We start from the raw sequence: 25,641 nt of genomic DNA on the forward strand, positions 1-25,641 counted from the left end.
CGTCACTAATCAGGAAAGGACGAAGCATGGGGATCGCGGAACACGGACAGCCGAAGTCCGGCGAAACCGGCTATACGGTGGCGGATGCCGACGCTAATGTCGCCCGTATGAAGATACTTGTCATCGAAGACGACCTGGAAGCCGCAGCTTACATGACCAAGGCCTTTCGTGAGGCCGGCATTGTCGCCGATCACGCAAGCGATGGTGAGAGTGGCCTCTTCATGGGCACCGAAAACACCTATGACGTCATGGTGGTCGACCGCATGCTGCCGCGCCGGGATGGCATCTCCGTCATCAGCGAGCTGCGCAAGCGCGGTATCGACACGCCCGTCCTGATCCTCTCGGCACTCGGCCAGGTGGACGACCGCGTGACCGGCCTGCGCGCCGGCGGCGACGACTATCTGCCGAAGCCCTATGCCTTTTCCGAATTGCTCGCCCGCGTCGAGGTGCTTGGCCGCCGCAAGGGCAAGCCCGAGCAGGACATGGTCTATCGTGTCGGCGATCTTGAGCTTGACCGGCTCTCCCACGAGGTGAAGCGCGCGGGCAAGGAAATCCTGCTGCAGCCGCGCGAATTCCGCCTGCTCGAATATCTGATGAAAAATGCCGGCCAGGTTGTGACGCGCACCATGCTGCTCGAAAACGTCTGGGACTATCACTTCGACCCGCAGACCAATGTGATCGATGTGCATGTCTCGCGGCTGCGGTCGAAGATCGAGAAGGACTTCGACCGGCCGCTTCTGAAGACCGTGCGTGGCGCAGGCTACATGATCAAGGACGAAGGCTGACATGCGGCTGAAGTCCCGTCTCGGGGTGCTGGCGAAGTCCACGGCCGTCCGGCTCTCCGCTCTCTACATCCTGCTTTTCGCGCTGTGCGCAGCCTTCCTCGTCTTCTACGTCACCGGTCTCGCCGAGCGTATACTGAGCAATCAGACGCGCGAGTCGCTGAAGCAGGAGGTGACCGAGATCCAGGGCGCCTTCGAGCGCGGCGGCATCAACCAGCTGCTGCGCACCATGGAGCGCCGCGCTCGCCAGCCGGGGGCGAACCTCTATGTGATCGCAAGCCCCAATGGCGAGATCCTTGCTGGCAATGTCGCCTCGCTGCAGCCCGGCGTCTTCGACGAGGAGGGCTGGACCAATTTCCCCTTCCGCTACCAGCGTTATACCGACAGCGGCGGCGTCAAGCGCCACTTGGCGACCGGCCATGTCTTCGTTCTGGAGAACGGGATCCGCGTGCTTGTCGGCCGTGACCTCGGTGAGCCAGGCAAACTGCGACAACTGGTGCGCCAGGCCCTGATGGTGGCGCTGCTGATCATGGGTGTCGGCGCCGTGGTTATCTGGTTTGCCATCGGCCGCAATGCCTTGAAGCGCATCGACCGCGTCTCGGCCGCCAGCCAGAAGATCATTTCCGGCGACCTTTCGCAGCGACTTCCGGTCTCCGGCTCGGGTGATGAATTCGATCGCCTCTCGTCTTCGCTGAACGGCATGCTGGGGCGGATCGAGCAGTTGAACGAGGGACTGAAACAGGTCTCCGACAACATCGCCCACGACCTCAAGACGCCGTTGACGCGCCTGCGCAACAAGGCCGCCGATGCGCTGAACGAAGACGATGCGCAGGCGAAGCGGGCAGCACTCGAGACGATCATCGCCGAATCCGACCAGCTGATCCGCACCTTCAACGCGCTTCTGATGATCTCCCGTGTCGAAGCCGGTTCGATTGCCGCTGAACTGTCGGAGATCGATGTTTCCGCAATCGCCGCCGACAGCGCCGAACTCTACGAGCCGGTGGCGGAAGAGGCAGGCCAGGTGATGATCTGCGAGATCGCACCGGGCCTCTCGGTCCGCGGCAATCGCGAACTGGTGGGGCAGGCGATCTCCAACCTGATCGACAACGCCATCAAATATGGCAGCCAGGGCGAGACCGGCTCCGAGATCCGGGTGCGGGTATCCAGCGGACCGCAAGGCGTCGAGATCGCGGTTTCCGACCAGGGACCCGGCGTGCCGGAGGACAAGCGCGCCGAGGTGGTGAAGCGCTTCGTTCGTCTCGACAAGAGCCGCTCGAAGCCTGGTACGGGCCTCGGCCTGTCACTGGTCGAAGCGATCATGGCGCTGCATGGCGGACGGTTGGTTCTGTCCGATACGCGATCGGATCCGGACAACCCCGGTCTGACGGTGACCATGGTGTTCCCAGGCATGAAGCCTTGAGCGGAACCACGCTCATTCGGCGGCATGCGTTCTCATCGCAGATCTTTGGTGTAACCTGACCCGGTTTGAGATTCGCAAGAAATCTCGACCGGGAGAGGAGACACTGATGGGGAACGGCAGGACGAGCAGATTGTCCGAGGTGGCCGACGGGGTGATCCGTCCGCTGAATCAGACGGAACTGAAGGCGGCAACCGCGCTCCTCAAGGACCTCGTCAAGCAGGAACCGGGCCTTGCGGACCATCTGGCTGCCGACGGGCCGCTGCGCAGCTTCATTCTATCAGCCTTTACGCTCTCCCCCTATCTGCGCGACATTGCCAATCTGAAGCCCTCGCTTCTGCTGGATGCCGTGGCCTTGCCGCTGGAGCCGCAGATCCTCGATGCGGTCGAAGAAGCCCGCCGGGCCTGGATGCCGGATGAAGCCGGCGCCGTGCCGGGGGAAGCCGAGGTGATGACCCGGCTGAGACACGCCAAGCGCAAGGTGGCCTTTCTGACGGCACTTGCCGATCTCGCCCGCGTCTTCATGGCCCGCGACACGACGGCCTGGCTGACGGCGGTTGCCGATGCGGCGGTGGCCGCGGCGATCGACCACCTGCTGCTCGCCGGTCACGAGAGCGGCAAGCTGACGCTGAAGAACCGCGAGAACCCGGCGGAAGGCAGCGGGCTCGTGGTGCTCGGCATGGGCAAACATGGCGCCCGTGAGCTCAACTACTCCTCCGACATCGACCTCGTCATCTTCTACGATCCCGACACCGGCATCCTGAAGGAGCCGGACGATGCCATGGAAACCTATGGCCGCATGATGCGCCGTCTGGTCCGCATCCTGCAGGAGCGGACGGCCGATGGCTATGTCTTCCGCACCGACCTGCGTCTCAGACCCGATCCGGGCTCGACGCCGCTTGCGGTGCCGGTCGAGGCGGCGCTGATCTATTATGAGGGCAGGGGGCAGAACTGGGAGCGCGCGGCCTTCATCAAGGCGCGGCCGGTGGCCGGCGACTTGAAGGCAGGCGAGGGCTTTCTGCGCGAACTCGTACCCTTCGTCTTCCGTAAATATCTCGATTATGCGGCGATTGCCGACATCCATTCGATCAAGCGCCAGATCCATGTGCACAAGGGCCATGGCGCGATTGCGGTGAAGGGCCATAATGTCAAGCTCGGCCGCGGCGGCATCCGCGAGATCGAGTTTTTCGCCCAGACCCAGCAGCTGATTGCCGGCGGTCGCATGCCGGACCTGCGCTGCCGTCCGACCGAGGAGGCGCTGAAGGCGCTGGCCGCGGCGCGCTGGATCGACGAGCAGACGGCCGATGAGCTCATCGACTGCTACTGGTTCCTGCGCGATATCGAGCACCGCATTCAGATGGTGCATGACGAGCAGACTCATGTGCTGCCGGAAACGGAGGCAGAGCTGAAGCGCATCGCCTTCATGCTCGGCTTCATCGACACGACGGCCTTCTCCCGCGCGCTCGAGACAACGCTGCGAACGGTGGAGAAACGTTATGCCCGCCTCTTCGAGAAGGAAGAGGGCCTGTCGAGCGCGACGGGCAATCTCGTCTTCACCGGCCAGCAGGACGATCCGGATACGCTCAAGACGCTGAAGGCTCTCGGCTTCGAGCGGCCCGAAGCGATCTCTGGCGTGATCCGCACCTGGCATTATGGCCGCTACCGCGCGACCCAATCGGTCGAGGCGCGCGAGCGGCTGACGGCGATGACGCCGGACCTCTTGAAGGCCTTCGGCGAGAGCAGGCGGGCCGACGACGCGTTGCTGCGCTTCGACAACTTTCTCTCAGGACTGCCGGCGGGCATCCAGCTCTTTTCGTTGCTCGGCAACAATCCCGCCCTTCTCGACCTGATGGTCAACATCATGGCGGCCGCCCCCCGGCTTGCCGAGATCATCGCCGAACGCCCGCATGTCTTCGACGGCATGCTGGACCCAAGCCTCCTGGTCGAGCTTCCCACCCGTGACTATCTCGGCAAGCGGCTGAAAAGTTTCCTGTCCAGCGCAAGGCATTACGAGGAAATCCTCGACCGTCTGCGCATCTTTGCCGCCGAACAGCGCTTCCTGATCGGCATTCGCCTGCTGACCGGTTCGATCGGCGGCGCCCAGGCGGGGCATGCCTTCACCGATCTCGCCGGCCTCGTCATCGACGAGGCACTGAAAGCGGTGATCGCCGAAATGGAAGCGGCCCATGGCAGGATCCCCGGCGGCCGCGTGGCGCTGGCCGGCATGGGCAAGCTCGGCTCCTACGAGCTGACGGCAGGGTCGGATGTCGACCTCATCCTGCTTTACGAGCATGACGACGACGCGTCGGAATCCGATGGCACAAAGCCGCTCGATCCCGTGCGCTATTTCACCCGGCTTACCCAGCGACTGATGGCGGCCCTTTCGGCGCCGACGGCCGAAGGCGTGCTCTACGAAGTCGACATGCGGCTTCGCCCCTCCGGCAACAAGGGACCGGTCGCCACCCGGCTGCGCTCGTTTGCCCGCTATCAGCGTGAGGAGGCCTGGACCTGGGAGCATATGGCGCTCTCAAGAGCGCGCATGATTTCAGGTGATCAAAGCCTGATCGAAGAGGCCGAGCGCATCATCGAAGAGGTGCTGGCTGCCCCGCGGGATCAGGCGAAGACTGTCAAGGACGTGGCCGAGATGCGCGCGCTGATCGAAAAGGAGAAGCCGCCGAAGGACATCTGGGACCTGAAGCTCATCCCCGGCGGCCTGATCGACATTGAATTCATCGCGCAGTATCTCGCCCTTATCGCCCCCGGCAAGGGGCATCGGGTCCGCACGAACGAGCTCTCCACCGCCGATGCGCTGAAGGCACTGGGCGCGCTCATCGATCCGAACGACCTCGACACCTGCCTGATAGCGCTGAAGCTTTACACCGATCTCTCGCAGGTCATCCGCCTTTGCATCGACGGTCCCTTCGAGCCGGGCAATGTCCCGGCAGGTCTGACCGACCGGGTGGCGCGCGCCGCCGAAAGCCCTGATTTGAAAACCGCTGAGGCCGAGGTGAAGCGGCTGTCGAAGGCGGTGCGCAAGGTGTTTTCAAGGGTGATGGCGCGGTCTTGAGGGACGCAGCAGCCGGCAAGGTCAGGCCGGGCGGTTGGCGATCAGTCTCAAGGGCTTCATCGCAAAACCGACAAGCAGGTTGAAGGTTGAGCGGTCGAGGAGGAAGACCAGGAGCGCCACGATCGGCCAGACGGCGCAGGCGAGAATGAAGGCGGTAAGCCAGTCGTCGACGGTCAGATGCGCAAAGGTTGCCGCGGCAAGCAGCGCGAAGGGCAGGGCAAGCGGTCCCGCGACGCGCCGCATGATGCCGCTCAGCGTCAGGTGACCGCCGAAATCGAAGAGCGAGCGAAGGGCTGCCGCGCAGGCCGCGCCGACAATGCCGAACTGCATGGTGAGCAGCACCAGCACGCCGGCAAAGGGCAAGAGCAGCCCCAGATGCAGCTTGGCGATGAGGTCAGGTCGGTGCTGGCTGTGGATCAGCCAATAGGGCGCAAAGATCAGCGAATTGAGCCAGATCGAGGTGACGAGGATCGTCGCGGGCAGACGCGCCCGCTCGGCAAAGGCCTCGCCGAGCCAGAGCGTCAAGAGCGGATCCATCAGCAGGATCGTCGAGGCGCAGATGCCGCCATAGAGCAGGGCGGTGACGATCAGCACGCGCGCGGTCAGGGCTTTCGCCTCTTCCGATTCCGAACTCGCAAGCCGTGGGAAGATGGCCCGGGAAATGGCACCGGGAATGATCTGGCTGCGCGAGATGAGGTTCAGCGGCACGGCATAATAGGTCACGGCGGCCACGCCGAAGAAGCGGCCGATCATCAACTGGTCGAGCGAACCAAGGATCGGCGTGAGCACCGAGGAGATCGTGACCCAGCCGCCATAGGAGAGAAGCCGGCGGGCCCGGTCCCGGTCGAAATCGCGAAAACGCAGCGGCCCTTCGATGTGGTTGATGGCGATGAAGATCGCGAGCATCAGGAGCACGCGGGCGAGCACGGCACCTGGAATGACCGTGCCCAGATCCGGAGAGACGAAGACGGCGAAGGCGAGCGGCAGGATCTGGGCGAAGATCGCGCCCGAGACCTGCAGCACATTGGCGAGCGCAAAATTCTCCCGCGCTTCGATCGCGTCGATTCCGGCGCCGTTCAGAATGACGAGCGGCAGAAGGAGCGCGATCCACGGCATGGCCGCCTTGACCTCGCCCTCGATCTCGGCGGGCACCTGCACCACGCCGCCGACGATGTACGAGCCGAGCAGATAAAGCAGGAATGCGCCGAAACAGGTCATCGACGCGTTGATGGTGAAGGAGGTGACGATGACGCGCGCGCGTTCTCGCTGATCGGATCGGTCGAGGCGGGCGAGTGCATTGATCGTGGCAGGCGCAAGGCCAAGCTCAAGAAATCCGAGATAAGCGATCATCACCCAGATCAGCGAAATCACGCCGTAACGGGCGTCGCCGACATAGTCGATGTAGACGGGAACCGTCAGGATCATCACCGGAATCGGCAAGAGGGCGCCGATCAGGTTGATGATGAAATTGACGTAAAGCCGATTGCGCGGCTTGCCTTCGCTGGCCATTGCGGTCCCTGTCTGTCCCTCCGGTTTCCACCGGATTGTCCCGACCCTGTCATGGACCGGGGACCCTTACGGATGGGTAAGTCCGGCCGCGCAATCGGCAGGAAGGGTTAAGGGCGGGTAAACGGGGCCGCCCTTACGCGCTGCGCTTCAGGCCCTGGGCGACCACGACATCCGGGATGCGCAGCGACACGACGGTGCCCTGGCCTTCGCGGGAGCGGATCTTCAGCGAGCCGCCGTGGAGGGCGACGAGGGAGCGGGAGATGGCGAGGCCGAGGCCGGAGCCGCCCTTGGACTTGGCGTACTGGCTCTGCACCTGTTCGAAGGGATTGCCGATCTTGCCGAGCGCGCTCTTCGGGATACCGATGCCGGTATCGACGATGGAGACGAGGACCGCGCCTTCGACCTTGCGGGCGCGGAGAGCGATCCGTCCGCCCTCATCGGTGAACTTCACCGCATTGGAGAGGATGTTGAGCAGGATCTGCTTGATCGCGCGGCGATCGGCGACGAGCGAGAGGCCGCAATCGACGCGCTGCTCGACGGTGATGTTCTTTTCTTCGGCCGGGATCGCGGTGAGACGCATGCTCTCTTCGATCAGCGGGCAGAGGTCGATCGTCTCGCAGCGGATCTTCATCTGGCCCGCCTCGATCTTCGACATGTCGAGAATGTCGTTGATGACGTTCAGGAGATGTTTGCCGCTCTCGTGGATGTCCTTGGCATATTCCTCGTATTTCGGCGAGCCGACAGGGCCGAACATGCGGGCAAGCAGGATCTCCGAGAAGCCGAGAATTGCGTTGAGCGGGGTCCGGAGCTCGTGGCTCATATTGGCGAGGAATTCCGACTTCGCCTTGTTGGCAGCTTCTGCGCGCTGCTTCTCGGCGAGATATTTTTCGTTGGCGTCGGAGAGTTCAGTCTTCTGGCGCTCGAGGATCTTCTGCGAGGCGGACAGGTCGCCGATGGTGGCCATCAGGCGGCGTTCCTGCTCGCGCAGACGCTCCTGGTGGCGCTTCAGAAGCGTGATGTCGGTGCCGACCGAGACGAGACCGCCGTCACGGGTGCGGCGCTCGTTGATCTGCAGCCAGCGCTCGTCGGCGAGCTGTACTTCCGAGGTGCGGGAATTGGTGCCGTCATCGGCATCGGCGATGCGGCGCTGGATGATCGGCTTGCCGGCGGCCGCGAGCACCAGAGAGCGTTCCTTGCCGGGCACGAGCACGTCGTCGGGCAGGCCATAGACCTTCTGGAAGTGGCCGTTCCAGGCGACGAGCTTGTCGTTCTTGTCCCAGAGCACGAAGGCTTCCGAGGTGCATTCGATGGCGTCGGCGAGACGCTGGTCGGCTTCGGCATAGCGCTGGGCGAGGCGATGCTGCTCGGTGACGTCCATGGCAATGCCGATGACATGCAGGTCGCCGGTGCTGGAGGAAATGATCTGGGCGCGGGCGCGCATCCAGACATAGTGGCCCTGGGCATGGCGCATGCGGAAGATCTGGTCGATGTGGCGGGAGCTGCCACGACCGACGGAGCGGGCGAGCGCGTAGAGATTGCCGTCATCGGGATGCATCAGGCGGGCGGCATCGGCGAAAGCGAGCGGCTCGGTCGAGGGGGCAAGGCCCAGCATCTCATACATCGAGCGCGACCAGACCAGCTTGCGGCTTTCGAGATCGAAGTCCCAGAGACCGCAGCGGCCGCGCGCCAGGGCGGTTTCGACACGCAGATTGGATTCGAGGAAGGTGTCGTCGGCCTCACGGGCCCGCTTCACCTGGTAGAAATAGGCGTAGAGGATGACGAAGAGAATGACGGTGATGCAGGTGAAGAGCGTGACATTGAGCGAGAGCTCGCGGCGCCAGAAGTCTTCCACCGCCTGCAGCGAATGAGCTGCAACAATCATCGCGCCGTCGGTGCCGACTGGCGTGAAGATCGCGTGATGCGGGATGCCGTTGAGATCCGTTTCGATCGCGCCGGTCCGGCTGCCGGATTTGCGGATGGTCATCACTTCCGGCAGGAGGCTCGACAGCATCAGGCCAACCTGGGCGGTGGCTTCCGGCGAGGAGCCGAAGACGCGGCCGGCCGGATCGACCAGAAGCACGAAGGCGCCATTGGCGAAGTGCTCCCGGTCGAGGAATGTGGAAAGCCGCTTCTCGGCTTCGGCGCGGTTGCGGGTTTCGAAGAGGGCCTGATGCTCGCCAAGGGCCGCATTGACGGTGGCGGCGATCAGCGCCGTCGACTGGCGAACCGCACTTTCCATGCGCTGGTGTTCGCTCATGATCCCGATCGTGCGGGCAAGCGCCACGACGGCGAGAAATGCGAGAATGAGGATTGGGATGGCGCGCCGCAAGGCCGTCTCGATGCGCCTTGAGCGGGCCGTGGCCTGGCTCTGTCCCGAATGAGACGCTCCGAACAGGGACCGTCCCAGCCTTGCGAAGAATTCACCCATGTCCGAAAATTTGATGCGCAGCCGCTCATCGGCTGCGGTGACCCGCCGCGCGTCCAACATCGTCCCTGCCTCTGTCCCTCGTGTGATTCGCAGCGCCGCTTGCCCGAATCTGACGCCAAGGAATCATGACCGATTCGCCTTGTCCAGACCGGGTGCGTAAAGAAAATATTAACCCATTGCTCCGACTCCGCTTTTTTATTGGCGTATCGGCAAGAGGCTGAATCTGATGGAGAATCCGCGCGTGTTCAAAGGCTGATAGTGGTCCGCAGAACGAAAGAAGGCGCCGATTTGACCGGCGCCTTCCTAGTCTAATTTGCGGCTGCGTCAGCCCTTGAGAATACGCTCGACGATGTCGCGGACGTCTGTGGACAGCGAGGCCGAGGCTTCGATGGTTGCAAGGGCCGCACGAGCCTTGTCGGCGCGTCCGGATTCGAGCAGGCGCCAGGAGCGCATCGCGGTCAGAAGTCGGGCGGCAAGCTGCGGATTGCGCGGGTCGATCGCGAGGATCTTTTCGGCAAAGAACTGGTAGGCCGCACCATCCGCACGGTTGAAGCCGGTCGCATTGCCGAAGGCGAAGGTGCCGACGAGCGAGCGGACGCGGTTCGGATTGGTCGGCTGGAAATGCGGGCTCGTCATCAGCGCCTTGACCCGTTCGAGGCTGGCAGCCCCGGGGATCGTGGCCTGGATGGTAAACCACTTGTCGAGGACCAGCGCATTGGAGGCGAAGCGGGCTTCGAAGGCGGCGAGTGCCTCCTTCGTTTCCGCCGCATCCGGGAAGCGGTGGGCAAGAATGGTGAGCGCCTGCGACAGATCCGTCATGTTGTCGGCGCGGGCGAAGGCGTCAGCAGCCAGTGCCGGCGCGTTTTCGGCGATCGACAGGAAGGAGAGGGCGATGTTCTTCAGCGCCCGCTTGCCGGCACCCGCGGCATCCGGGGAGAAGGGGCCGGAGGCCGAGTGGGCGGCGTGAAGCTTGCGGAAGACATCCGCGCCCGCCGTCGCGATCGCCGAGAGCACGGCCTGGCGACCGGCATGTATGGCATCCGGATCGTTGTTCCCGCCGAGTTCGCGCGCGATGTCGGCTTCGCTCGGAAGTGTCAGTGCCTGGGCGCGGAAGGCCGGTTCCAGCGCTTCATCGGCAGCGACCGCGAGCAGGACGTCGACGAAGGCAGAGTTTGCGGCGACGGCGCCACCGTCACGCGCGGTCTTGGCCGCGTCTGTCAGGACCGGCAGCGCGAGGTCGGTGATTGCCTGCCAGCGCGCGAAGAGATCGCTGTCGTGGCGGGCGATGTGGCCGAGATCCTCGGCGCTCTGGGCGAAATGCAGGGTGACCGGGGCCGAGAATCCACGGTTGAGCGAGACGACCGGGCGGCTGCCGATGCCGGAGAAGGTGAAGGTCTGGGCACGCTGGGTGAGATGCAGCACGTCGCTGGTGACATCGCCGCCCGCAATAGCGGAAGCCGAGGCTTCCGAGCCGTTTTCGGAAATGAGCGCGAAGCGCAGCGGAATGTGCATCGGCTCCTTCGTGCTCTGGCCGGGTGTGGCCGGGATCATCTGCTCCAGTGACAGCGTCAGCGTCTTGGCGCTCGCGTCATAGGTGGAGGAGACGGTGATCTGCGGCGTGCCGGCCTGATGGTACCAGAGCGAGAACTGGGTGAGATCCTTGCCGCTTGCGTCTTCGAAGCACTTGACGAAGTCTTCGACGGTCGCGGCATCGCCATCATGGCGCTCGAAATAGAGATCCATGCCCTTCTTGAAGTCGTCGCGGCCGAGAATGGTCGCGATCATCCGGGTGACCTCGGAGCCCTTCTCGTAGACGGTCGTCGTGTAGAAGTTGTTGATCTCGCGATACTTCGTCGGGCGCACCGGATGGGCGAGGGGACCGGCATCTTCCGGGAACTGCTCCGAGCGCAGATGACGGACTTCCGCGATGCGCTTGACCGAGCGCGAGCGCATGTCGGCCGAGAATTCGTGGTCGCGATAGACGGTGAGGCCTTCCTTCAGGCAGAGCTGGAACCAGTCGCGGCAGGTGATGCGGTTGCCGGTCCAGTTGTGGAAGTATTCATGCGCGATGATCGCTTCGATATTCGCATAGTCCTGATCGGTCGCGGTCTCGGGATCGGCCAGGACATACTTGTCGTTGAAGATGTTGAGGCCCTTGTTCTCCATGGCGCCCATGTTGAAGTCGGAAACGGCGACGATCATGAAGATGTCGAGATCATATTCCCGGCCAAAGACCTCTTCGTCCCATTTCATCGAGCGCTTCAGCGCGTCCATCGCATAGGCCGCGCGCGGCTCCTTGCCGTGCTCGACATAGATCTTCAGTGCGACTTCGCGGCCGGACATGGTGGTGAAGGTGTCTTCGACCACGCCAAGGTCGCCCGCGACGAGCGCGAAGAGATAGGACGGCTTCGGATGCGGGTCGAACCAGGCGGCGAAATGCTTGTCCGGGCCGAAGCCGGCGCCACCGAGGAAGTTGCCGTTCGACAGCAGGAGCGGGTTCGCAGCTTTGTCGGCGATGATGTTGATCGTATAGACGGCAAGCACATCCGGACGATCGGGGAAATAGGTGATGCGGCGGAAGCCTTCCGCCTCGCACTGGGTGCAGTAGATGCCGTTCGAGCGGTAGAGGCCCATCAACTGGGTATTGGCCTCAGGGTTGATCATCGTGACAACGGTGATCTCGAAAGGCGTCGATTCCGGCAGATCGCGGATCGTGAGGCTCTCGGGCGTCGCGGTGTAGCGCGCCGGATCCATCTCGATCTGGTCGAAGAGCAGGCTCGTCATGGTGAGGTCGTCACCATCGAGCACCAGCGGCGCAGTCGCATCGACACCTTCGCGGCGATGAAAAATCAGGCGGGCTTCCACCTTGGTCTCGGTCGGATCCAGTTCGAAGGTCAGATCAACCCGTTCCAGAACGAAGTCGGTGGGGCGGTAGTCTGCCAGATGAACGATCCGGCCCGTATCTGTGCGCATAATATGTCCTGGTCGCTGCGGGGTTGGCCACCACGGCGCAGACTTGAAGATGCCTGGAGCCGAATGGGGTCAAGTTGCGGGCGATGATTGCAGCAATTTCTGAACGATTGTTAAAACACGAGTTATTTTTACGATGCTCTGGTCGCAAGAAGCGGATTTCATCGCTCGAACTGCGTCAATCGCACGCGAAGTCCAAGAATAGTCGGACAATTGATCTTGCGAAATCTCTTGCGCAGCTGTGACGCGGCTCACTTCAGCCGTAGCTGCTGCCGCAACTCGTCGTCGCTGTCCATGCCCTGGATGATCACGCCCGACCAGCCGAGCCCGTCGTAATCCTCATATCCGAGCGTCTTGGCGAAGGCGACGATGGCCCCGCTCTGATCGTAGTAGCTGCCCTTGGCAAGCTGCTGCGGATTGTTGAGCGCGAAATGCGTGTAGATCCGCTCCGGACGCGATGAAGCAATCACCATGTTGCTGCCGTCGAGCAACAGAACCTCGGTCTTCTCTGCGACTTGTGGCGGCAGGTTGGCTTCCTTCTCGACGATTGCCTGACCCTGAGCCTGCCAGTCGAAATAGACGCCGAGCGTGCCGAGAAGCGCGCCATCGCTGCGGCCGGCCGCGCGAATGCCGGTGGCATAGACGAGGACGTCGCGATTGTCGTGCAGGGGGCTGCGCTTGACGGTGTCGACGATGTAGTCGTCACCGGTCTGGCAGCTGCGCGCAGCTTGGAACCAGGTGTCGCCCGAGAGGTCCCGGTCCTTCAGGCTGCGGTGGTAGCGGGGATTGGCGGAAGCAATGACCTTGCCCTTCGTGTCCGTCATCACGAGATCCAGATAGACGGTATAGAAGCGGTTGATCACGCCGAGGCGGGCGGCGGCATGCTGGGCGCGGTCGGCGGATGGCTGTTCAAGAGCTTCCCACAGCGCGCTGTCGGTCGCCCACCAGCGCACATCGGCCGTGCGCTCGAAAAGATTGCGCACGATGAACTGGACGAGCGTCTGCGCGAGATCGATGAGCCGGACGCCCTCCATCTGCTCGACGAGATCGTCTGCCATGCTGCGGCTCTGCCGGATGCGCCCAAGCACGTTCTGCTGGAACCGTTCTGCCGTCTCATTGGCTCCCTGCGCGAGGCGCTGGACCTCGTTGGCGACCACCGCGAAACCCTTGCCGGCCTCGCCGGCGCGCGCGGCCTCGATCAGGGCGTTGATCGCCAGAAGCCGGATCTGCCGGACGATATGGGCGTTGTCGGCGCTGAAGACTTCGAGGTCGGATCCGATGCTCTCCGTGACGAGGCGCATGGACCGGGGCGTGGCGCGGATCTCTGAAATCGGATTGGTCTGATAATCGGCCTGCGGCATGGCGCCAAACCCCGGTTTGAAAAAGACGAACCTGAAAAGTCGGCAGCACGCTGCCGAATAAATATGACTTATTAAGAGGAAATATATTTTCCCGCATTAAACGAGCAGTTAACGCTTCATGGCGGGAATCCCGGGGTTTTCAGGCCATTTCTGGGGCCAATACCGCAAAAATCCGCACTTGCACCCACCCGGCACCCATGCAACCTAGGTCCGGTCGATTCAGATGTTTCGACCTCTTCGAAATCATCCCGAGGCGCTTGTCCGCGCCGGCCCGCATTCAAGACAGTCGTGACCATGGCCTTTGCCGATCCCAATCCCTTGCGCGGCATCGTGCTGAAAGTCTGTTCGGTCACGGTCTTCGTTGCCATGCAGACCTGCATCAAGCTTGCCGGCAACGGCATTCCGCCGGGCCAGATCAGCTTTCACCGGTCCGCTTTCGCGATCCTGCCGATCGTTGCTTATCTCGCCTGGCGCGGGGAGCTCAGGGTCGCCATGCAGACCGACAACCCGTTCGGGCATGTGAAGCGCGGCCTGCTTGGGGTCTGCGCCATGGGTGCGGGCTTCTACGGTCTTGTGCACCTGCCGCTGCCGGACGCGATCGCCATCGGCTATGCCATGCCCCTAATTGCCGTCGTCTTCGCCGCGATCTTCCTGAAGGAGACGGTGCGGCTCTATCGCTGGACGGCCGTTGTCATCGGGCTCGTCGGCGTGTTGATCATCTCGCTGCCGAAGCTGACCCTGTTCGGGGAAGACGGGATGGGCTCGGAAGCTGCCGTCGGGGCGGTCGCCGTCCTGATTTCGGCAACGCTCGGGGCCGGAGCCATGCTGCAGGTCCGCCAGCTCGTGCGTGAGGAAAAGACCTCGACCATCGTCCTGTTCTTCTCCCTGACGGCAGCCTTGCTGTCCGCGCTGACCTGGTTCTTCGGCTGGGCGGATCTGTCCTGGCAGGCGCTGGGCCTTCTGGCACTCGCCGGCTTCTTCGGCGGGCTCGGGCAGATCTTCCTGACCGAAAGCTATCGCTTCGCCGACGTCTCGACGATTGCGCCGTTCGAATACTGTTCGATTATCCTGGGCTCGATTGCCGCCTACGCGCTGTTTTCAGAAGTGCCCACCGCAACGACCCTCATCGGCGCAGCGATCGTCGTTTCCGCCGGCATCTTCATCATCTACCGCGAACACCAGCTCGGCCTTGAGCGACGGGCTGCCCGCAAGGCGTCGACGCCGCAGGGCTGAAGCTCAGCGCCCGGGCTCGATTTCAAGCTCCATCTGCTCTTCCGGATCGGGCTCAGGCTCGGGGAGGGGGGAGGCGTTGTCCGCGCCCTGCATCGGCAGGATGGTGGCCTGGAAGTCGGCCTTGTCCTCCGGCGTGACAGCGTCGGGACGCCGCGTGATGCGATAGGCGGCGTAGCCGGCATAAAGGGCGAAGGCCAGTCCGAGGAAACCGATCAGCGCATTCGGGCCAAGCCATTCCATCAGCGTGCCGGCCATGATCGGGCCCGTCACCGTGCCCATGCCATAGAGGATCATGATGGCACTGGACAGGGTGACATATTCATGCGGCTCGGCCAGATCGTTCGCATGGGCGACGTTCAGCGAATAGACGGGGTAAAGCACCGTGCCGACGAAGAAGCCGGCGACATAGAGCGCAGTCGGCTCGTCTGCGCCAAAAGCGATCATCAAGGCGCAGGCGCCGACGCCGAATAGGCCGGAGGCGATCATCACGAGGCGGCGGTCCATGCGGTCCGAGATGCGTCCGATCGGCACCTGGGAAAGCGCCCCGCCGGCAAGGAAAGCGGCAAGCAGCGTGGCACCCTGCGCGGTGGTCATGCCGATCGTCTGGGAATAGACGCCGCCGAGGCTGCCCCAGGTACCCGACAGGGCACCCGACAGAAGCGAGCCGAAAAAGGCGATCGGCGATCGCCGATAGAGACGTTTCAGATCGAAGCGCGCCTCGGCAATGGGGCTGGGGGATTGCGCGGTGGACAGCGCCACCGGGAAGAGCGCGAGCGAGAAGATCAGCGCGCAGATCATGAAGAGTTCGGGCCCGTTCACATCGCCCAGCGGCACGATGTATTGCCCGCCGATCGAGCCCACCAGGCAGGTGACCATGTAGACCGAGAAGAGCGCGCCGCGATTGTCGTTGGTGACGCGCTCGTTGAGCCAGCTTTCGATCAACAAATAGGCGCCGGCAATCGCAAAGCCGGACAGGCCGCGGAAGATCATCCAGGCCCACCACTCGACGACCAGCGCGCAGAGCAGGATCGAGACGGTGAGGATCGTGATGAGGGCGCCGAAGACGCGCACATGCCCCACCCGACGCACGAGGATGGGCGTGACGACGCAGGAGACCGTAAAGCCGAAGGTGTAGCCCGTGGCGATGACCGAGATGATGAAGGTCGACCAGCCCTCGTTCAGCGACCGGATCGGCAGCATGTAGCCCATTAGGCCGAAGCCGGCCATCATCATCAGGGTCGACAGCATCAAGGTGGCGATCGAGGCGAGACTGGACAGCATTGGGCCTCCCGGAAGCAGTCTGGACAAGAATAGTGCCAGCATCGCCAGCCGTTTGAAATGTCGAATACGACGCGACGGGGCGCAATGCGAATGCAATCTGCGACTTGAGCAGGGGTAGCGTAATAAATTATTGAAACATCGCGAGGAATTCGTTTACCTTGACAACTGTCACAAGATGAGAGGCCTCGGACGAAGGGACGGGGTCCGCCAAAGGGATCGAATGAAGCCGACACGGGCGACGACACGGCAGACCGCTTGCAGGCCAGAGCGCCTGCGCGTGCCGTTTGTTTCCGCCTTCGCAGATAGCGCAATCAAGTCCGGGAGCGTGTCATGACGCTGTCTGTCTCGGAGATCGTCGGCCATCCCCAATTCGTTCCGGCCCTGCGCGCCTATGCGGCCAAGCTGCGCGGCCAGTTCGACCAGAGCCCGCGCCTGTCGCGCATGCTGGCTTCGCATCAACGCTGGCTTCTGAGCCAGGCGGCCTTTGCCTTGCAGCTTGAATACGATCCCTCGCAGCCGGGAAGCGGGCTCACCACCACCAATCTCCGCGAGATCATCACCTCCAACAATGCGGCCAGCCGCAACACGGTGCTGAACTTTCTCGATCAGCTGCTGAGCTACAAATTCGTCCGCATCGTGGGTGATCCCAATCGTCGTCCAAAGCGCTACGAGGCGACCGAGCTGCCGACCCAGGCCATGTATCAGTGGCTGATGACCAATTTCGAGCTTCTCGATCACCTTGATGGCGGCGACCGGGCAGCCACGCTTGCCGCGCAGCCGGAGCTGTTCAAGCTGATCCAGCCGCAGGTTGCCCGGCGCGCCTGCCTCAATCCAAGCTGGCTGGAACCGCCGCCGCGGGTCGCGCTGTTTCTCTGGACGGAAGCCGGCGGTCTTGTCATGGACGAGCTTGTGCGCCGTGCTATGGAGCTCTCCCCCGATGGCGAGGGCTACAATATCGGCCGCATCGACGCGCGCGTGATGGCCGAGCATTTCATGATCTCGCGTACCCATCTGCAGCGCCTCTTCCGCCGTGCGGTGGAAACGGGCTGCCTGCATTGGCCGGACGGCGACCGCAATCACTGCATCCTGCGGCGGGATTTCCTTGACGAATATTGCAAGTGGCAGGCGATCAAGTTCTCGATCATCGACTTTGCCCATGAGAAGATCTGCGGGCCTGTCCGCCTGGGAAAGCATGATCCGCGCCTCGGCGTGGCACGGGAAGCCTGAACCTCGAAGAGGGCGAGGTAGGCGAGCTTCCGTTGTCTTCCAGCGCCATCAAAAAAACGAAAAGGCCCGCAGCGATGCGAGCCTTTTTGTATCTGAGAGGTGTGGGAGAGGATCAGAAGCCGAGCGGCTGCAGAGCCCGCTGCTCGCCACGATCCTGCGCCTGCTGGCGCTTGCGGGCGGCCTGGGAGAGTTCGGCCGATGCGTTGACCGCTTCGCCGATGTGATGCACGGCCTGACGCAGGCTGCGGACGGGATGAAATGAGATCATGGTCGTGTCCTCTGCTTTTGACGCATGGCAAATTCGATGACCGTATTAGTTCATCGATGGACCGTTGTTGCAATGCACAATGCGGAAGGGCTGCTATGCAGGCGAAGCAGAACGGCGCGCAGATCGCTCCGCGCAGACCGGATCAGAGACGGCTTTCGGCAAAGCTGGCGGCCGGGCGGGCGATGCGGCCGGCATGACCTGCGAACCGGGCGCTGAGCTGCTCGACAGCAACGGAGGGGCTGGAGCGATTGTAGGGCGTGCCGGTACGGCCATGATCGCCAGCGAGACGCAGGGTCTCGAACTTGCAGTGAATGGGGCGGGTCCGAAGGCTCACGACGGTATTCCTTGTAAAGTGTACCTCCCACTTTGCCGATTGAATATCGCAGTGCAGCATAGATTCGGCAAGCAGCCCGACTGCGGGCCTGCCATGCGTCAATCGCATGGCAGATTTCATAATTCGTTTACATTGCCTGAAATTTAGCCGTTGGGCGGTGTCTGGAGCCGCTCGGAGAAGACGAGCAGGTCCATCCAGGCGAGCGCCTTGCTGGCCGGTGCGGCGAGCAGTTCCTGGGGGTGCAGGGTCGCGAGTGCCGGAACCGTATGGCCGCCCGCGCCGATGTCGCGCCATTTGCCACGCAGAGCGTGAATGGTGCCCGTCTCTCCGAAGAAGAAGCGTGCGGCGAAATTGCCGAGCACGAGCACGAGGCGTGGCTCCACCAGTGCAATCTGCCGCTCGATGAAGGGTCGGCAGATGGCGGTCTCCGGTCCTGATGGCATGCGGTCGCCCGGCGGACGCCAGGGGATGACGGTGGAGATGACCACGCTCTCACGCGTTTGGCCGATCGCCGACAGCATGCGATCGAGCAGCAGACCGGCGCGTCCCGAAAAGGCCATGCCTTCGCGGTCGTCGTCTGCGTTCGGCATGGGGCCGATCACCATGATGCCGGACGTGCCTGCGCCCTGGGCGGTGATCGTGGACCGGGCCGACGTCTTCAGGTTACAGCTCGTGAAGCCTTCGATGGCGGTCTTGAGTTCGGCGAGCGATCGCGCGCTTTCGGCCGCGAACCGCGCCTCGGCAATCGCGTTCTCGTCCGGGATGGCCGGCAGGGCGGAGCCTTGTGCGGGCTGGGCACGCGCCGGCTGGCGTTCGCTCTGCGGCGCGCCGCGTGCGGCAAGCGTGCGGGCCGGGAGATTGCCCGAGGACGCGTCGGCCGCCGGCCGTGCCACCTGGCGGGCAGCCTTTTCCGCCGCAAAGGCTGCAATGCGATCGACCGGATCGTCCTCCACGAGCCAATCGACACCCGCTTCCGCATGAAATGCGAGAAGCGCGGCGAGCTCTGCTGGCGTCATGTCGCGGGCCTGGATCATGAGGCTGTTCTAGTGTGTTTGGCCTGGTCAAGGCAAATGGAAAGCGGGGAGGTGCACTGCCGTTTAGCCCCTCGTGTTCACGCGACGCTGGCCGCCCCTCATCCGCCCTTCGGGCACCTTCTCCCCGCGAGCGGGGAGAAGGCCATGACGGCCACCGCTGGCGCTCCCTCTCCGCGCTTGCGGGGAGAGGGCAGGGTGAGGGGCCGTGGCAGGACCGACGGGGCGGTGATCATCTACGGCGCCCTCAACAAGGCGAGTTCACGCCACCCACTGCTCGATGTCGTCGCGCTCGCCGATCAGGGACAGGCCGTGGGCGATCGAGACCAGTTCGCCGCCGGTTTCGATGCGGCTTGCGTCGAAGCGGCGGTGGAAGATGTCGCGCACGGCCGGCACGAAGGAGGTGCCGCCGGTGAGGAAGACCTTGTCGATGCTGTCGGCTTGGGTGTTGCTCGTCGTCAGTACCTCATCCAGCGCCTGTTCCATGCGCGTCAAATCATCCGCGATCCAGCTCTCGAAGTCGCGCCGTGTCACCCGCTTTTCGCCGGCCTTGCCGAGCGGGGAAAAGCGGAACTCGGCCTCCTCTGCGGAAGAGAGCGCCATCTTGGTCGCAGAGACGGCCTGATACAGCGGATAGCCTTCGTCATGGTCGATCAGGTCAATGAAGAGCTCAAGCTTTTCCGGCTCTTCCGCCTGACGCACCAGAGACTTGAGATCGGTGAATTCCTTCATCGTCTTGAACACCGACAACTGGTTCCAGCGCGAGAAGGCGAGATAGTAGTTGCTCGGCACGTCGAGGAGCTTGCCGAAGCTCTTGAACTGGCTGCCCTTGCCGATCTCGGGTGCCACCAGCTGGTCGATGATGCGCGCATCGAACTGGTCGCCGGCGATGCCGACACCGGAATGGCCGATCGGGGTGGCGCTGAGCTTGCCGCCTTCGGTGGAAAAGCGGATCAGCGAGAAGTCGGTCGTGCCGCCGCCGAAGTCGGCAACCAGAACGGTCGCATCGCGCTTCAGCGTGCGGGCAAAATAGAAGGCCGCCGCGACCGGCTCATAGACATAGTGGATTTCCGGAAAGCCGAGACGGGTCAGCGCCTCGTTGTAGCGCGTGACGGCGAGTTGAGGATCGGGGCTTGCGCCGGCAAAATGCACCGGCCGGCCGGCCACCAGCCGTTTCGTCTCGTCAGGCCAGCCCTCGCCGGCATAGGCCTGCAGGCGCTTCAGGAAGACTTCCATCAGATCCTCGAACTGGAAGCGCCGCGCATGCACCAGCGTGCCCTGGAACAGGGCCGAGGCCGCAAAGGTCTTGATCGACTGCAGGAAGCGGCAATCGCCGGGATTGTCGATGAAGGCACGAATGGCGGCCTGGCCCGCCTCGACCTTCAGGGCGCCGGCTCCGAGCTGCGGATCCTTGAGGAAGGAGAGCGCCGTGCGCATGCTGTCGGTGGTGCCGGCAGGAGAGGTGAAGGAGACGGACCGGGTGTCGTCTCCGCTTTCCGCGACGGCGATCACGGTATTGGTCGTGCCGAAATCGAGCCCCAGCGCCTGAGCCATGGCCATCGCTCCTTTGATCTGAATGATTGTCTGTGGGAACCGGCATGCCGGCTGTCGTCGGCGTAACCGAGAACGAAAGAGGGCGCCTGATGCCACAGGGACCGGGCAAGGGCAAGCGACCATTTTGTGACATCTACGGCAGAACGCGCTCCTGCGTGCTGTCATCCCGCGCGGCCGCCCCCTCTGCCTGGCTTGATGCGGGCACCATCAGGCGGTAGGGGAAGGGCGCAAAGCGATCACCGGAGCCGGAAAGATGTCACGCACCGACTATCAGACGGCAGTAGGCCAGCTCGGCATCATTGAAACCCTTGCGGCCTATGATCCGCACATTGCCGGTACCCCGCCGCTCGGCATCCACACCGAAACGAGCGACATCGATATTCTCTGCCATGCGCCGGACCAGGCGACGTTCGTAGCAGACATCTGGCGCGCCTATGCACAGATGCCAGGCTTCCGCCTCTGGCAGTGGAGGGCAAAAGACCGGCCGGTCATCGCGACATTTCACGCCTTCGATTGGGACTTCGAGCTCTTCGCGAGCCCCATGCCGGTAGCCCAGCAATCCGGATGGCGCCACTTCACGGTGGAAAGACGGCTGCTGTCTCTTGGCGGCGATGGCTTCAAGCGCGCCATCCAGCTTTTGCGGCAGCAAGGCCTCAAGACCGAGCCGGCATTCTGGTCGGCGCTGAAGCAAGAAGGCGATGGCTATCTCGGACTGCTGTCGCTGGAGCAAGCGACGGACGCGGAACTCTGCGTTCTCCTGGGCGCTGCGGGGTTCGGCCAAAGCCGGTCCGGGTGAGCTGCTGCGTGTAGGCGAGCATCAGACGTCGAGATAGGGCCGAGCCGCGAGGATCGGCGTGTCGAGCGTGTCGAACTCGTCGTCATAGGATTCGAGCTTGGTCAGGAAGTGATCGATGATCCGGCCATAGCTTGCATGGCGAGAGCGCGGAACACGCACCCGCTCTTCGACGATGGTCTGTTCGGTTTCGGTCGCGAAAGCGGCAGGGTCGAGCGCCTGCAGCATCCGGTCTTCATGTCCGGCATCGGTCATCACGGGAACTCTCATCTCCCAGGTTTCTCGCTTTGGAGTAAACGCAAGAGATTTCCAAGCCGTTCAGCCGATCAGTCGCATTTTAGGCAATGCGAATTTGAGGGCTGGTCTCAGCCCCCTCAGATCGATTTTGCCGCCCCGCCATCGACCCTCAGCATCGTGCCGGTGATGTAGCTCGCCGGCTCCGAGCAGAGAAAGGCCGCGGAGGCTGCGAATTCCTCGACGCGTCCGAGCCGCTGCGCGGGGATCGACTTGACGGAGGCCGCGCGTACGTCGTCGAGCGACTTGCCCTGCTTCTTGGCATTGGCGCCGTCGAGCTCGTCGATGCGGTCGGTATGGATGCGGCCCGGCAGGATCATGTTGGCCGTGACGCCGTAAGAGGCAAGCTCGGCCGACAGCGTCTTGTTCCAGCCGACCAGCGCGCCGCGCAGGGTGTTCGAGAGCGCGAGATTGGGGATCGGCTCGAAGACGCCGGACGAGGCGACCGTGAGGATACGGCCAAAACCTTGGGTCTTCATCAGCGGCGCGAGCGCATTGGTGAGCGTGATGACGCGCACGACCATCGACTGGAAGAAGGTGTAGAGCTTCTCCGCATCCATCTCCTCGGCCGTCCCCGGCGTCGGGCCGCCGGTGTTGTTGACGAGAATGTCGATGCCACCGAGCTTGTCGTGCACGGCATGCAGCATCTGGTCGACGAAATGCGCATCCGCGAGGTCGGCCACTACATAATCCGCCTTGCCGCCGGACGCCTTGATCGCCTCGACATTGGCCTTAAGCTTTTCCTCGGTGCGGCCGCAGATCAGTACGTGAACACCTTCTGCGGCAAGCGCCTTGGCGATGCCGAGGCCGAGGCCGCGAGAGGCGGCGAGCACGAGCGCGCGTTTGCCGGAAATGCCGAGATCCATGGGGTATCCTTTCGTGATGCGATATGATCGCGTCAACCTATCAATGCATCCCGGCAAGGGGAAGCTTGGAAGATCGAAGGTCGTCGGTGTGGAGTTCAGCGAGAGCGCAAGCTGCGCTCGGGCAGGCGGCCACTTTTCAGAGGCGCGGCCTTTCCATGCAGCCAGCCTTGGAAACGCTGCGCGCCGGCAATCCTGGCGCATTCCTGCTGCGTCTGCGTTTCAACGCCTTCCGCGACCATCACGATATCGAGCGATTTCGCAATCTCACCCACAGCGGAGACGAAGACCTGAGCAATCCTGTCGTTCTCCAAACGCTGGATGAAGCTCTTGTCGATCTTGACGATGTCGATCGGCAAATCGCGCAGGAGGGTGAAGGAGCTGTTGCCGGTGCCGAAATCATCGAGTGCGATCCTAAAGCCGAGTGCCCGCAGATCGCCCAACAGGCGGAAGACCTTCTGGTCGGCGTTGATCAGAACCGTTTCGGTCAATTCAAGAATGAAGCTGGAGGCGCTGCGGTTGGTTTCCCGCAGTACCCGAACAAGCATGGGAAGCAGACCGTCGTGACGGAGCTGAGCGCCTGAGATGTTCACCGAGATCAGATCAACGTCGAGGAGGTCGAGATCCTCGCAGGCCTTGCGGAAGACCCATTCGCCGAGGCGGTCGATGAGCTCCGATCTCTCTGCAACCTGGATGAAGGTATCAGGCGGTATCGAACGGCCTGTCTGGTCGGTCCACCGCAACAGTGCCTCCACTGCCACTCCACGTCTGTCGACGTCGACGATCGGCTGATAGTGAAGGTCGAGTTGGTTGAGGATGATCGCTGCATGCAGGTCGCGGGAGATCTGGCGATCCGCCGCTTGCTTCCGCTGCATGTCGCCATGATAAAATGTGACTTGTCCGCGCCCGGAGCGCTTGCCGACATAAAGTGCCATGTCGGCCTTCTTCAGCAGGTCTGACCCTTGATCCGCGTCGGCGGGTGCCGAGGCGACCCCGATCGAGATGCCGTGAAAAGCGCGCGTCTCGCTGTTGGCGTGCAACTCCTCCCCGAGGCGCTCGAGGAAACGCCGCGCGTCATGGGCGATCGCCCGGTGGTCGTTTCCGGGGACAATGACTGCGAATTCATCGCCTCCGAGTCGCCCGACGACCCAGTCGGCTTCCTGTTGGGCGCGTCGACCGAGCGTTTCCAGTACGGCGTCGCCGGCGTGATGACCAAAGCCGTCGTTCAACAGCTTGAAATGGTCGACATCCAGCAGCATCAGGGTGAAGTCGTCATAGGGCAGGCCGTTAATCTGCCGACGGCGTATTTCCGCCAGCCTGCCGTTGAGCACCTCCAGAAATCGGCGCCGCGTCAGGCAGCCGGTCAGGTCGTCGCGGGAGTAGTCCTCGCTGACCCGTTCTGTTGTAAGTGCACCGGCTTCGACAGCCGTGCGCATCCGCGGACGGCTTGCCATAAGGGTGAAGGCGATAAGGCTGCAGCCGACTGCGACCGTGGAGAAAAGAGAGGGCAACGGGCCGGTGCCGGGGAATGTGGTTGCCGCGAAGGCGCTCCCGGACGCGACACAACTGACCGCAAGGCACATCGCCTCCGATTGAGCGAGATCTCTCAATCTCTTCAAGGGGCCGACCTTCATCACAAATTCGTCGCTCTAGGAGAGATGATGCGCCGCATGACGACAGGTTTCCCGCTCGATCAAGATTGCACCCAGTTTTGGCACATAGCGATTGAAGGTCGGTTAATTCCGATCAGAACGGCACCTTGCCGGGATTGAAGATCCTCTCTGGGTCGAGCAGGTTCTTGATCTCTCGGGCGAGTACCTGCTTCACCGGGTCGACATGGGAGAGATAGGCCGAGCGCTTGTCGAGGCCGACGCCATGTTCGGCGGAGAAGCTTCCACCGGATGCCAGGATGCCGGCATAGACGCCGTCTTCGACCTTTGCCTTCAGATCCGCGAGCAGAGGGCCGGGGGCGGCAAGCGCGATATGCAGGTTTCCGTCGGCGATATGGCCGTAGACATAGGCCTCGTAGCCGTCGCCGATGGCCGATAGGCGCTCGGTCAGATCGGCGACATAGCGATCGAGCAGGGAGGGCGGCATGGAGACATCGAAGGAGGGCGCGTCGGGAAAGGCTGCGAAATAGAAGCCGGAATCCTCGCGCAGATCCCAGAAGCGGCGCGCCTGGTCCGACGACTGCGCAACGAGCCCGCCCTTCAGATCGGCCTCCTCCCAGACGTCGGCGAGCGCTTCCTCGAGGTGCGTGACGGCCGCTTCGGCGCTCTCACCGGAGACCTCGACCAGCAACAGCGCGCTCCCGCCTTCGAGCCAGGAGAGGTCGAAGCCCTTGAGCGCGGCATGATCTCTCACGTAACGCGGCCACATCATTTCGGCGGCTTCGAGCATGAGGGCAGGATGGCGGCGCAGCCGGGCGGCAACAAGAAGCGCCCGGGCGGCATCCGCGACGCCGAGGAGGGCAACGGCGCGGTGCTGCCGGATCGACTCGAGTTTCATCACCACACGCGTGACGAAGCCGAAGGCGCCTTCACCGCCGATCAGAAGCTGCTTCAGGTCCGGCCCGGCGGAGACCTTCACCACCCGCGTCATGTCGGAGAAGATTTCGCCAGAGGGCAAGACGGCTTCGAGGCCGAGGATCTGGTGGCGCATCACACCATTGCGGAAGGCGAGGATGCCGCCGGCATTGGTCGAGACCATGCCGCCAATGGTCGCCGAGCCACGCGAGCCGAGATCGATGCCGGTGGTGAGACCATGCGGTGCAAGTGCCGCCTGCAGTGCCTCGAGCGTGACGCCCGCTTCGACCTCGACGGTTTCTTCGTCGACATGGATGGCGAGGATACGGTTGAGCCGGTTGCTGGACAACAGGACCTGGCCGGCAAGGCTCGTGCCGCCGCCGACAAGACCGCTCAGGCCACCCTGTGGCACGACGGCGACATGGTTTGCGCGGCACCAGGAGATCAGCGCCGCGGCCGCCTCCGTCGAAGCGGGTTGCGCCATGACACCGGCCTTCAGATTGCCAGGGTCTTCGCCGGGATGCCGGCCGGCAAGGGCCTCCGGGCCGAGGATGCGGAGCTCCGGATGCAGCCCTTCGAGCGCAGGGGCAAGGTCATGGGGCGAAAAGGTCGGATGCGAAGACATGGGGGCGCCTGATCTGTTTGCCGCTTCTTCGCCGGAAACGCCGGTCGCTGCAAGCCGCCCGGCAGCCTTTCCCGCCCTG

At 63.3% G+C, this 25,641-nt stretch carries 19 protein-coding genes; 6 read left to right on the forward strand and 13 right to left on the reverse strand.

Annotation, left to right across the window (positions count from 1 at the left end; translation table 11 throughout):
• Positions 1 to 26 precede the first annotated feature (26 nt).
• From FAA86_RS04900 to FAA86_RS04910, 3 genes are all read left to right on the forward strand, one after another.
• The gene (locus FAA86_RS04900; protein WP_281281687.1) at positions 27 to 785 is read left to right on the forward strand and encodes a response regulator transcription factor; all 759 of its coding nucleotides are present in this window, start codon (positions 27 to 29) and stop codon (positions 783 to 785) included.
• A gap of 1 nt (position 786) precedes the next feature.
• Complete coding sequence (locus FAA86_RS04905) at positions 787 to 2,202, forward strand: sensor histidine kinase (protein WP_136538621.1); 1,416 nt, start codon at positions 787 to 789, stop codon at positions 2,200 to 2,202.
• A 106-nt stretch (positions 2,203 to 2,308) separates the two neighbouring features.
• Positions 2,309 to 5,266, forward strand: a complete 2,958-nt coding sequence (locus FAA86_RS04910) for a bifunctional [glutamine synthetase] adenylyltransferase/[glutamine synthetase]-adenylyl-L-tyrosine phosphorylase (protein ID WP_136538622.1) — start codon at positions 2,309 to 2,311, stop codon at positions 5,264 to 5,266.
• Between the two features lie 21 nt (positions 5,267 to 5,287).
• On the opposite strand, the gene FAA86_RS04915 is transcribed toward FAA86_RS04910, so the two are convergent.
• The 4 genes from FAA86_RS04915 to FAA86_RS04930 form a co-directional block, all read right to left on the reverse strand.
• Complete coding sequence (locus tag FAA86_RS04915; RefSeq protein ID WP_136538623.1) at positions 5,288 to 6,775, reverse strand: oligosaccharide flippase family protein; 1,488 nt, start codon at positions 6,773 to 6,775, stop codon at positions 5,288 to 5,290.
• A 133-nt stretch (positions 6,776 to 6,908) separates the two neighbouring features.
• The gene (locus tag FAA86_RS04920; RefSeq protein WP_136538624.1) at positions 6,909 to 9,263 is read right to left on the reverse strand and encodes a PAS domain-containing sensor histidine kinase; all 2,355 of its coding nucleotides are present in this window, start codon (positions 9,261 to 9,263) and stop codon (positions 6,909 to 6,911) included.
• A 264-nt stretch (positions 9,264 to 9,527) separates the two neighbouring features.
• The gene (gene pepN, locus FAA86_RS04925; RefSeq protein WP_136538625.1) at positions 9,528 to 12,176 is read right to left on the reverse strand and encodes an aminopeptidase N; all 2,649 of its coding nucleotides are present in this window, start codon (positions 12,174 to 12,176) and stop codon (positions 9,528 to 9,530) included.
• Between the two features lie 248 nt (positions 12,177 to 12,424).
• Positions 12,425 to 13,534, reverse strand: coding sequence for a methyl-accepting chemotaxis protein (locus FAA86_RS04930; protein ID WP_136538626.1), 1,110 nt, complete (start codon positions 13,532 to 13,534; stop codon positions 12,425 to 12,427).
• A 294-nt stretch (positions 13,535 to 13,828) separates the two neighbouring features.
• Here FAA86_RS04930 and FAA86_RS04935 point away from each other — a divergent pair, with 294 nt between their 5' ends.
• A complete protein-coding gene (locus FAA86_RS04935) occupies positions 13,829 to 14,767 on the forward strand; it encodes a DMT family transporter (protein ID WP_136539020.1) in 939 nt (312 codons plus the stop codon).
• A 3-nt stretch (positions 14,768 to 14,770) separates the two neighbouring features.
• On the opposite strand, the gene FAA86_RS04940 is transcribed toward FAA86_RS04935, so the two are convergent.
• Positions 14,771 to 16,048: an MFS transporter gene (locus FAA86_RS04940; protein ID WP_136538627.1), complete on the reverse strand. Its 1,278-nt coding sequence runs from the start codon at positions 16,046 to 16,048 to the stop codon at positions 14,771 to 14,773.
• Between the two features lie 330 nt (positions 16,049 to 16,378).
• Between FAA86_RS04940 and FAA86_RS04945 the strand changes: the two genes are divergently transcribed.
• Positions 16,379 to 17,275: a hypothetical protein gene (locus FAA86_RS04945; protein WP_113461583.1), complete on the forward strand. Its 897-nt coding sequence runs from the start codon at positions 16,379 to 16,381 to the stop codon at positions 17,273 to 17,275.
• 112 nt (positions 17,276 to 17,387) lie between these two features.
• On the opposite strand, the gene FAA86_RS24505 is transcribed toward FAA86_RS04945, so the two are convergent.
• The 4 genes from FAA86_RS24505 to FAA86_RS04960 form a co-directional block, all read right to left on the reverse strand.
• Positions 17,388 to 17,543 carry a hypothetical protein gene (locus FAA86_RS24505; RefSeq protein ID WP_167494894.1) on the reverse strand — a complete coding sequence of 52 codons (156 nt, stop codon included), beginning with the start codon at positions 17,541 to 17,543 and terminating at the stop codon, positions 17,388 to 17,390.
• A gap of 142 nt (positions 17,544 to 17,685) precedes the next feature.
• A complete protein-coding gene (locus FAA86_RS04950) occupies positions 17,686 to 17,877 on the reverse strand; it encodes a hypothetical protein (protein ID WP_113461582.1) in 192 nt (63 codons plus the stop codon).
• Between the two features lie 143 nt (positions 17,878 to 18,020).
• Positions 18,021 to 18,911, reverse strand: a complete 891-nt coding sequence (locus FAA86_RS04955) for a uracil-DNA glycosylase (protein WP_136538628.1) — start codon at positions 18,909 to 18,911, stop codon at positions 18,021 to 18,023.
• A 258-nt stretch (positions 18,912 to 19,169) separates the two neighbouring features.
• Complete coding sequence (locus tag FAA86_RS04960; protein ID WP_136538629.1) at positions 19,170 to 20,462, reverse strand: Hsp70 family protein; 1,293 nt, start codon at positions 20,460 to 20,462, stop codon at positions 19,170 to 19,172.
• 253 nt (positions 20,463 to 20,715) lie between these two features.
• Between FAA86_RS04960 and FAA86_RS04965 the strand changes: the two genes are divergently transcribed.
• Positions 20,716 to 21,258, forward strand: coding sequence for a DUF4269 domain-containing protein (locus tag FAA86_RS04965; RefSeq protein ID WP_136538630.1), 543 nt, complete (start codon positions 20,716 to 20,718; stop codon positions 21,256 to 21,258).
• A 21-nt stretch (positions 21,259 to 21,279) separates the two neighbouring features.
• Here the strand turns inward: FAA86_RS04965 and FAA86_RS04970 are convergent, their stop codons facing one another.
• From FAA86_RS04970 to FAA86_RS04985, 4 genes are all read right to left on the reverse strand, one after another.
• Positions 21,280 to 21,510, reverse strand: a complete 231-nt coding sequence (locus FAA86_RS04970) for a hypothetical protein (protein ID WP_136538631.1) — start codon at positions 21,508 to 21,510, stop codon at positions 21,280 to 21,282.
• Positions 21,511 to 21,629: 119 nt separating this feature from the next.
• Complete coding sequence (locus FAA86_RS04975) at positions 21,630 to 22,415, reverse strand: SDR family oxidoreductase (RefSeq protein WP_136538632.1); 786 nt, start codon at positions 22,413 to 22,415, stop codon at positions 21,630 to 21,632.
• Positions 22,416 to 22,510: 95 nt separating this feature from the next.
• Entirely contained in the window at positions 22,511 to 23,923 is a 1,413-nt protein-coding gene (locus FAA86_RS04980; RefSeq protein ID WP_167494895.1) for a putative bifunctional diguanylate cyclase/phosphodiesterase, read from the reverse strand.
• 235 nt (positions 23,924 to 24,158) lie between these two features.
• A complete protein-coding gene (locus FAA86_RS04985) occupies positions 24,159 to 25,562 on the reverse strand; it encodes an FAD-binding oxidoreductase (RefSeq protein ID WP_136538634.1) in 1,404 nt (467 codons plus the stop codon).
• Positions 25,563 to 25,641: the final 79 nt, after the last annotated feature.

The organism is Rhizobium rosettiformans W3, from assembly GCF_004912135.1.
Taxonomy (GTDB): Bacteria; Pseudomonadota; Alphaproteobacteria; order Rhizobiales; family Rhizobiaceae; genus Allorhizobium; species Allorhizobium rosettiformans.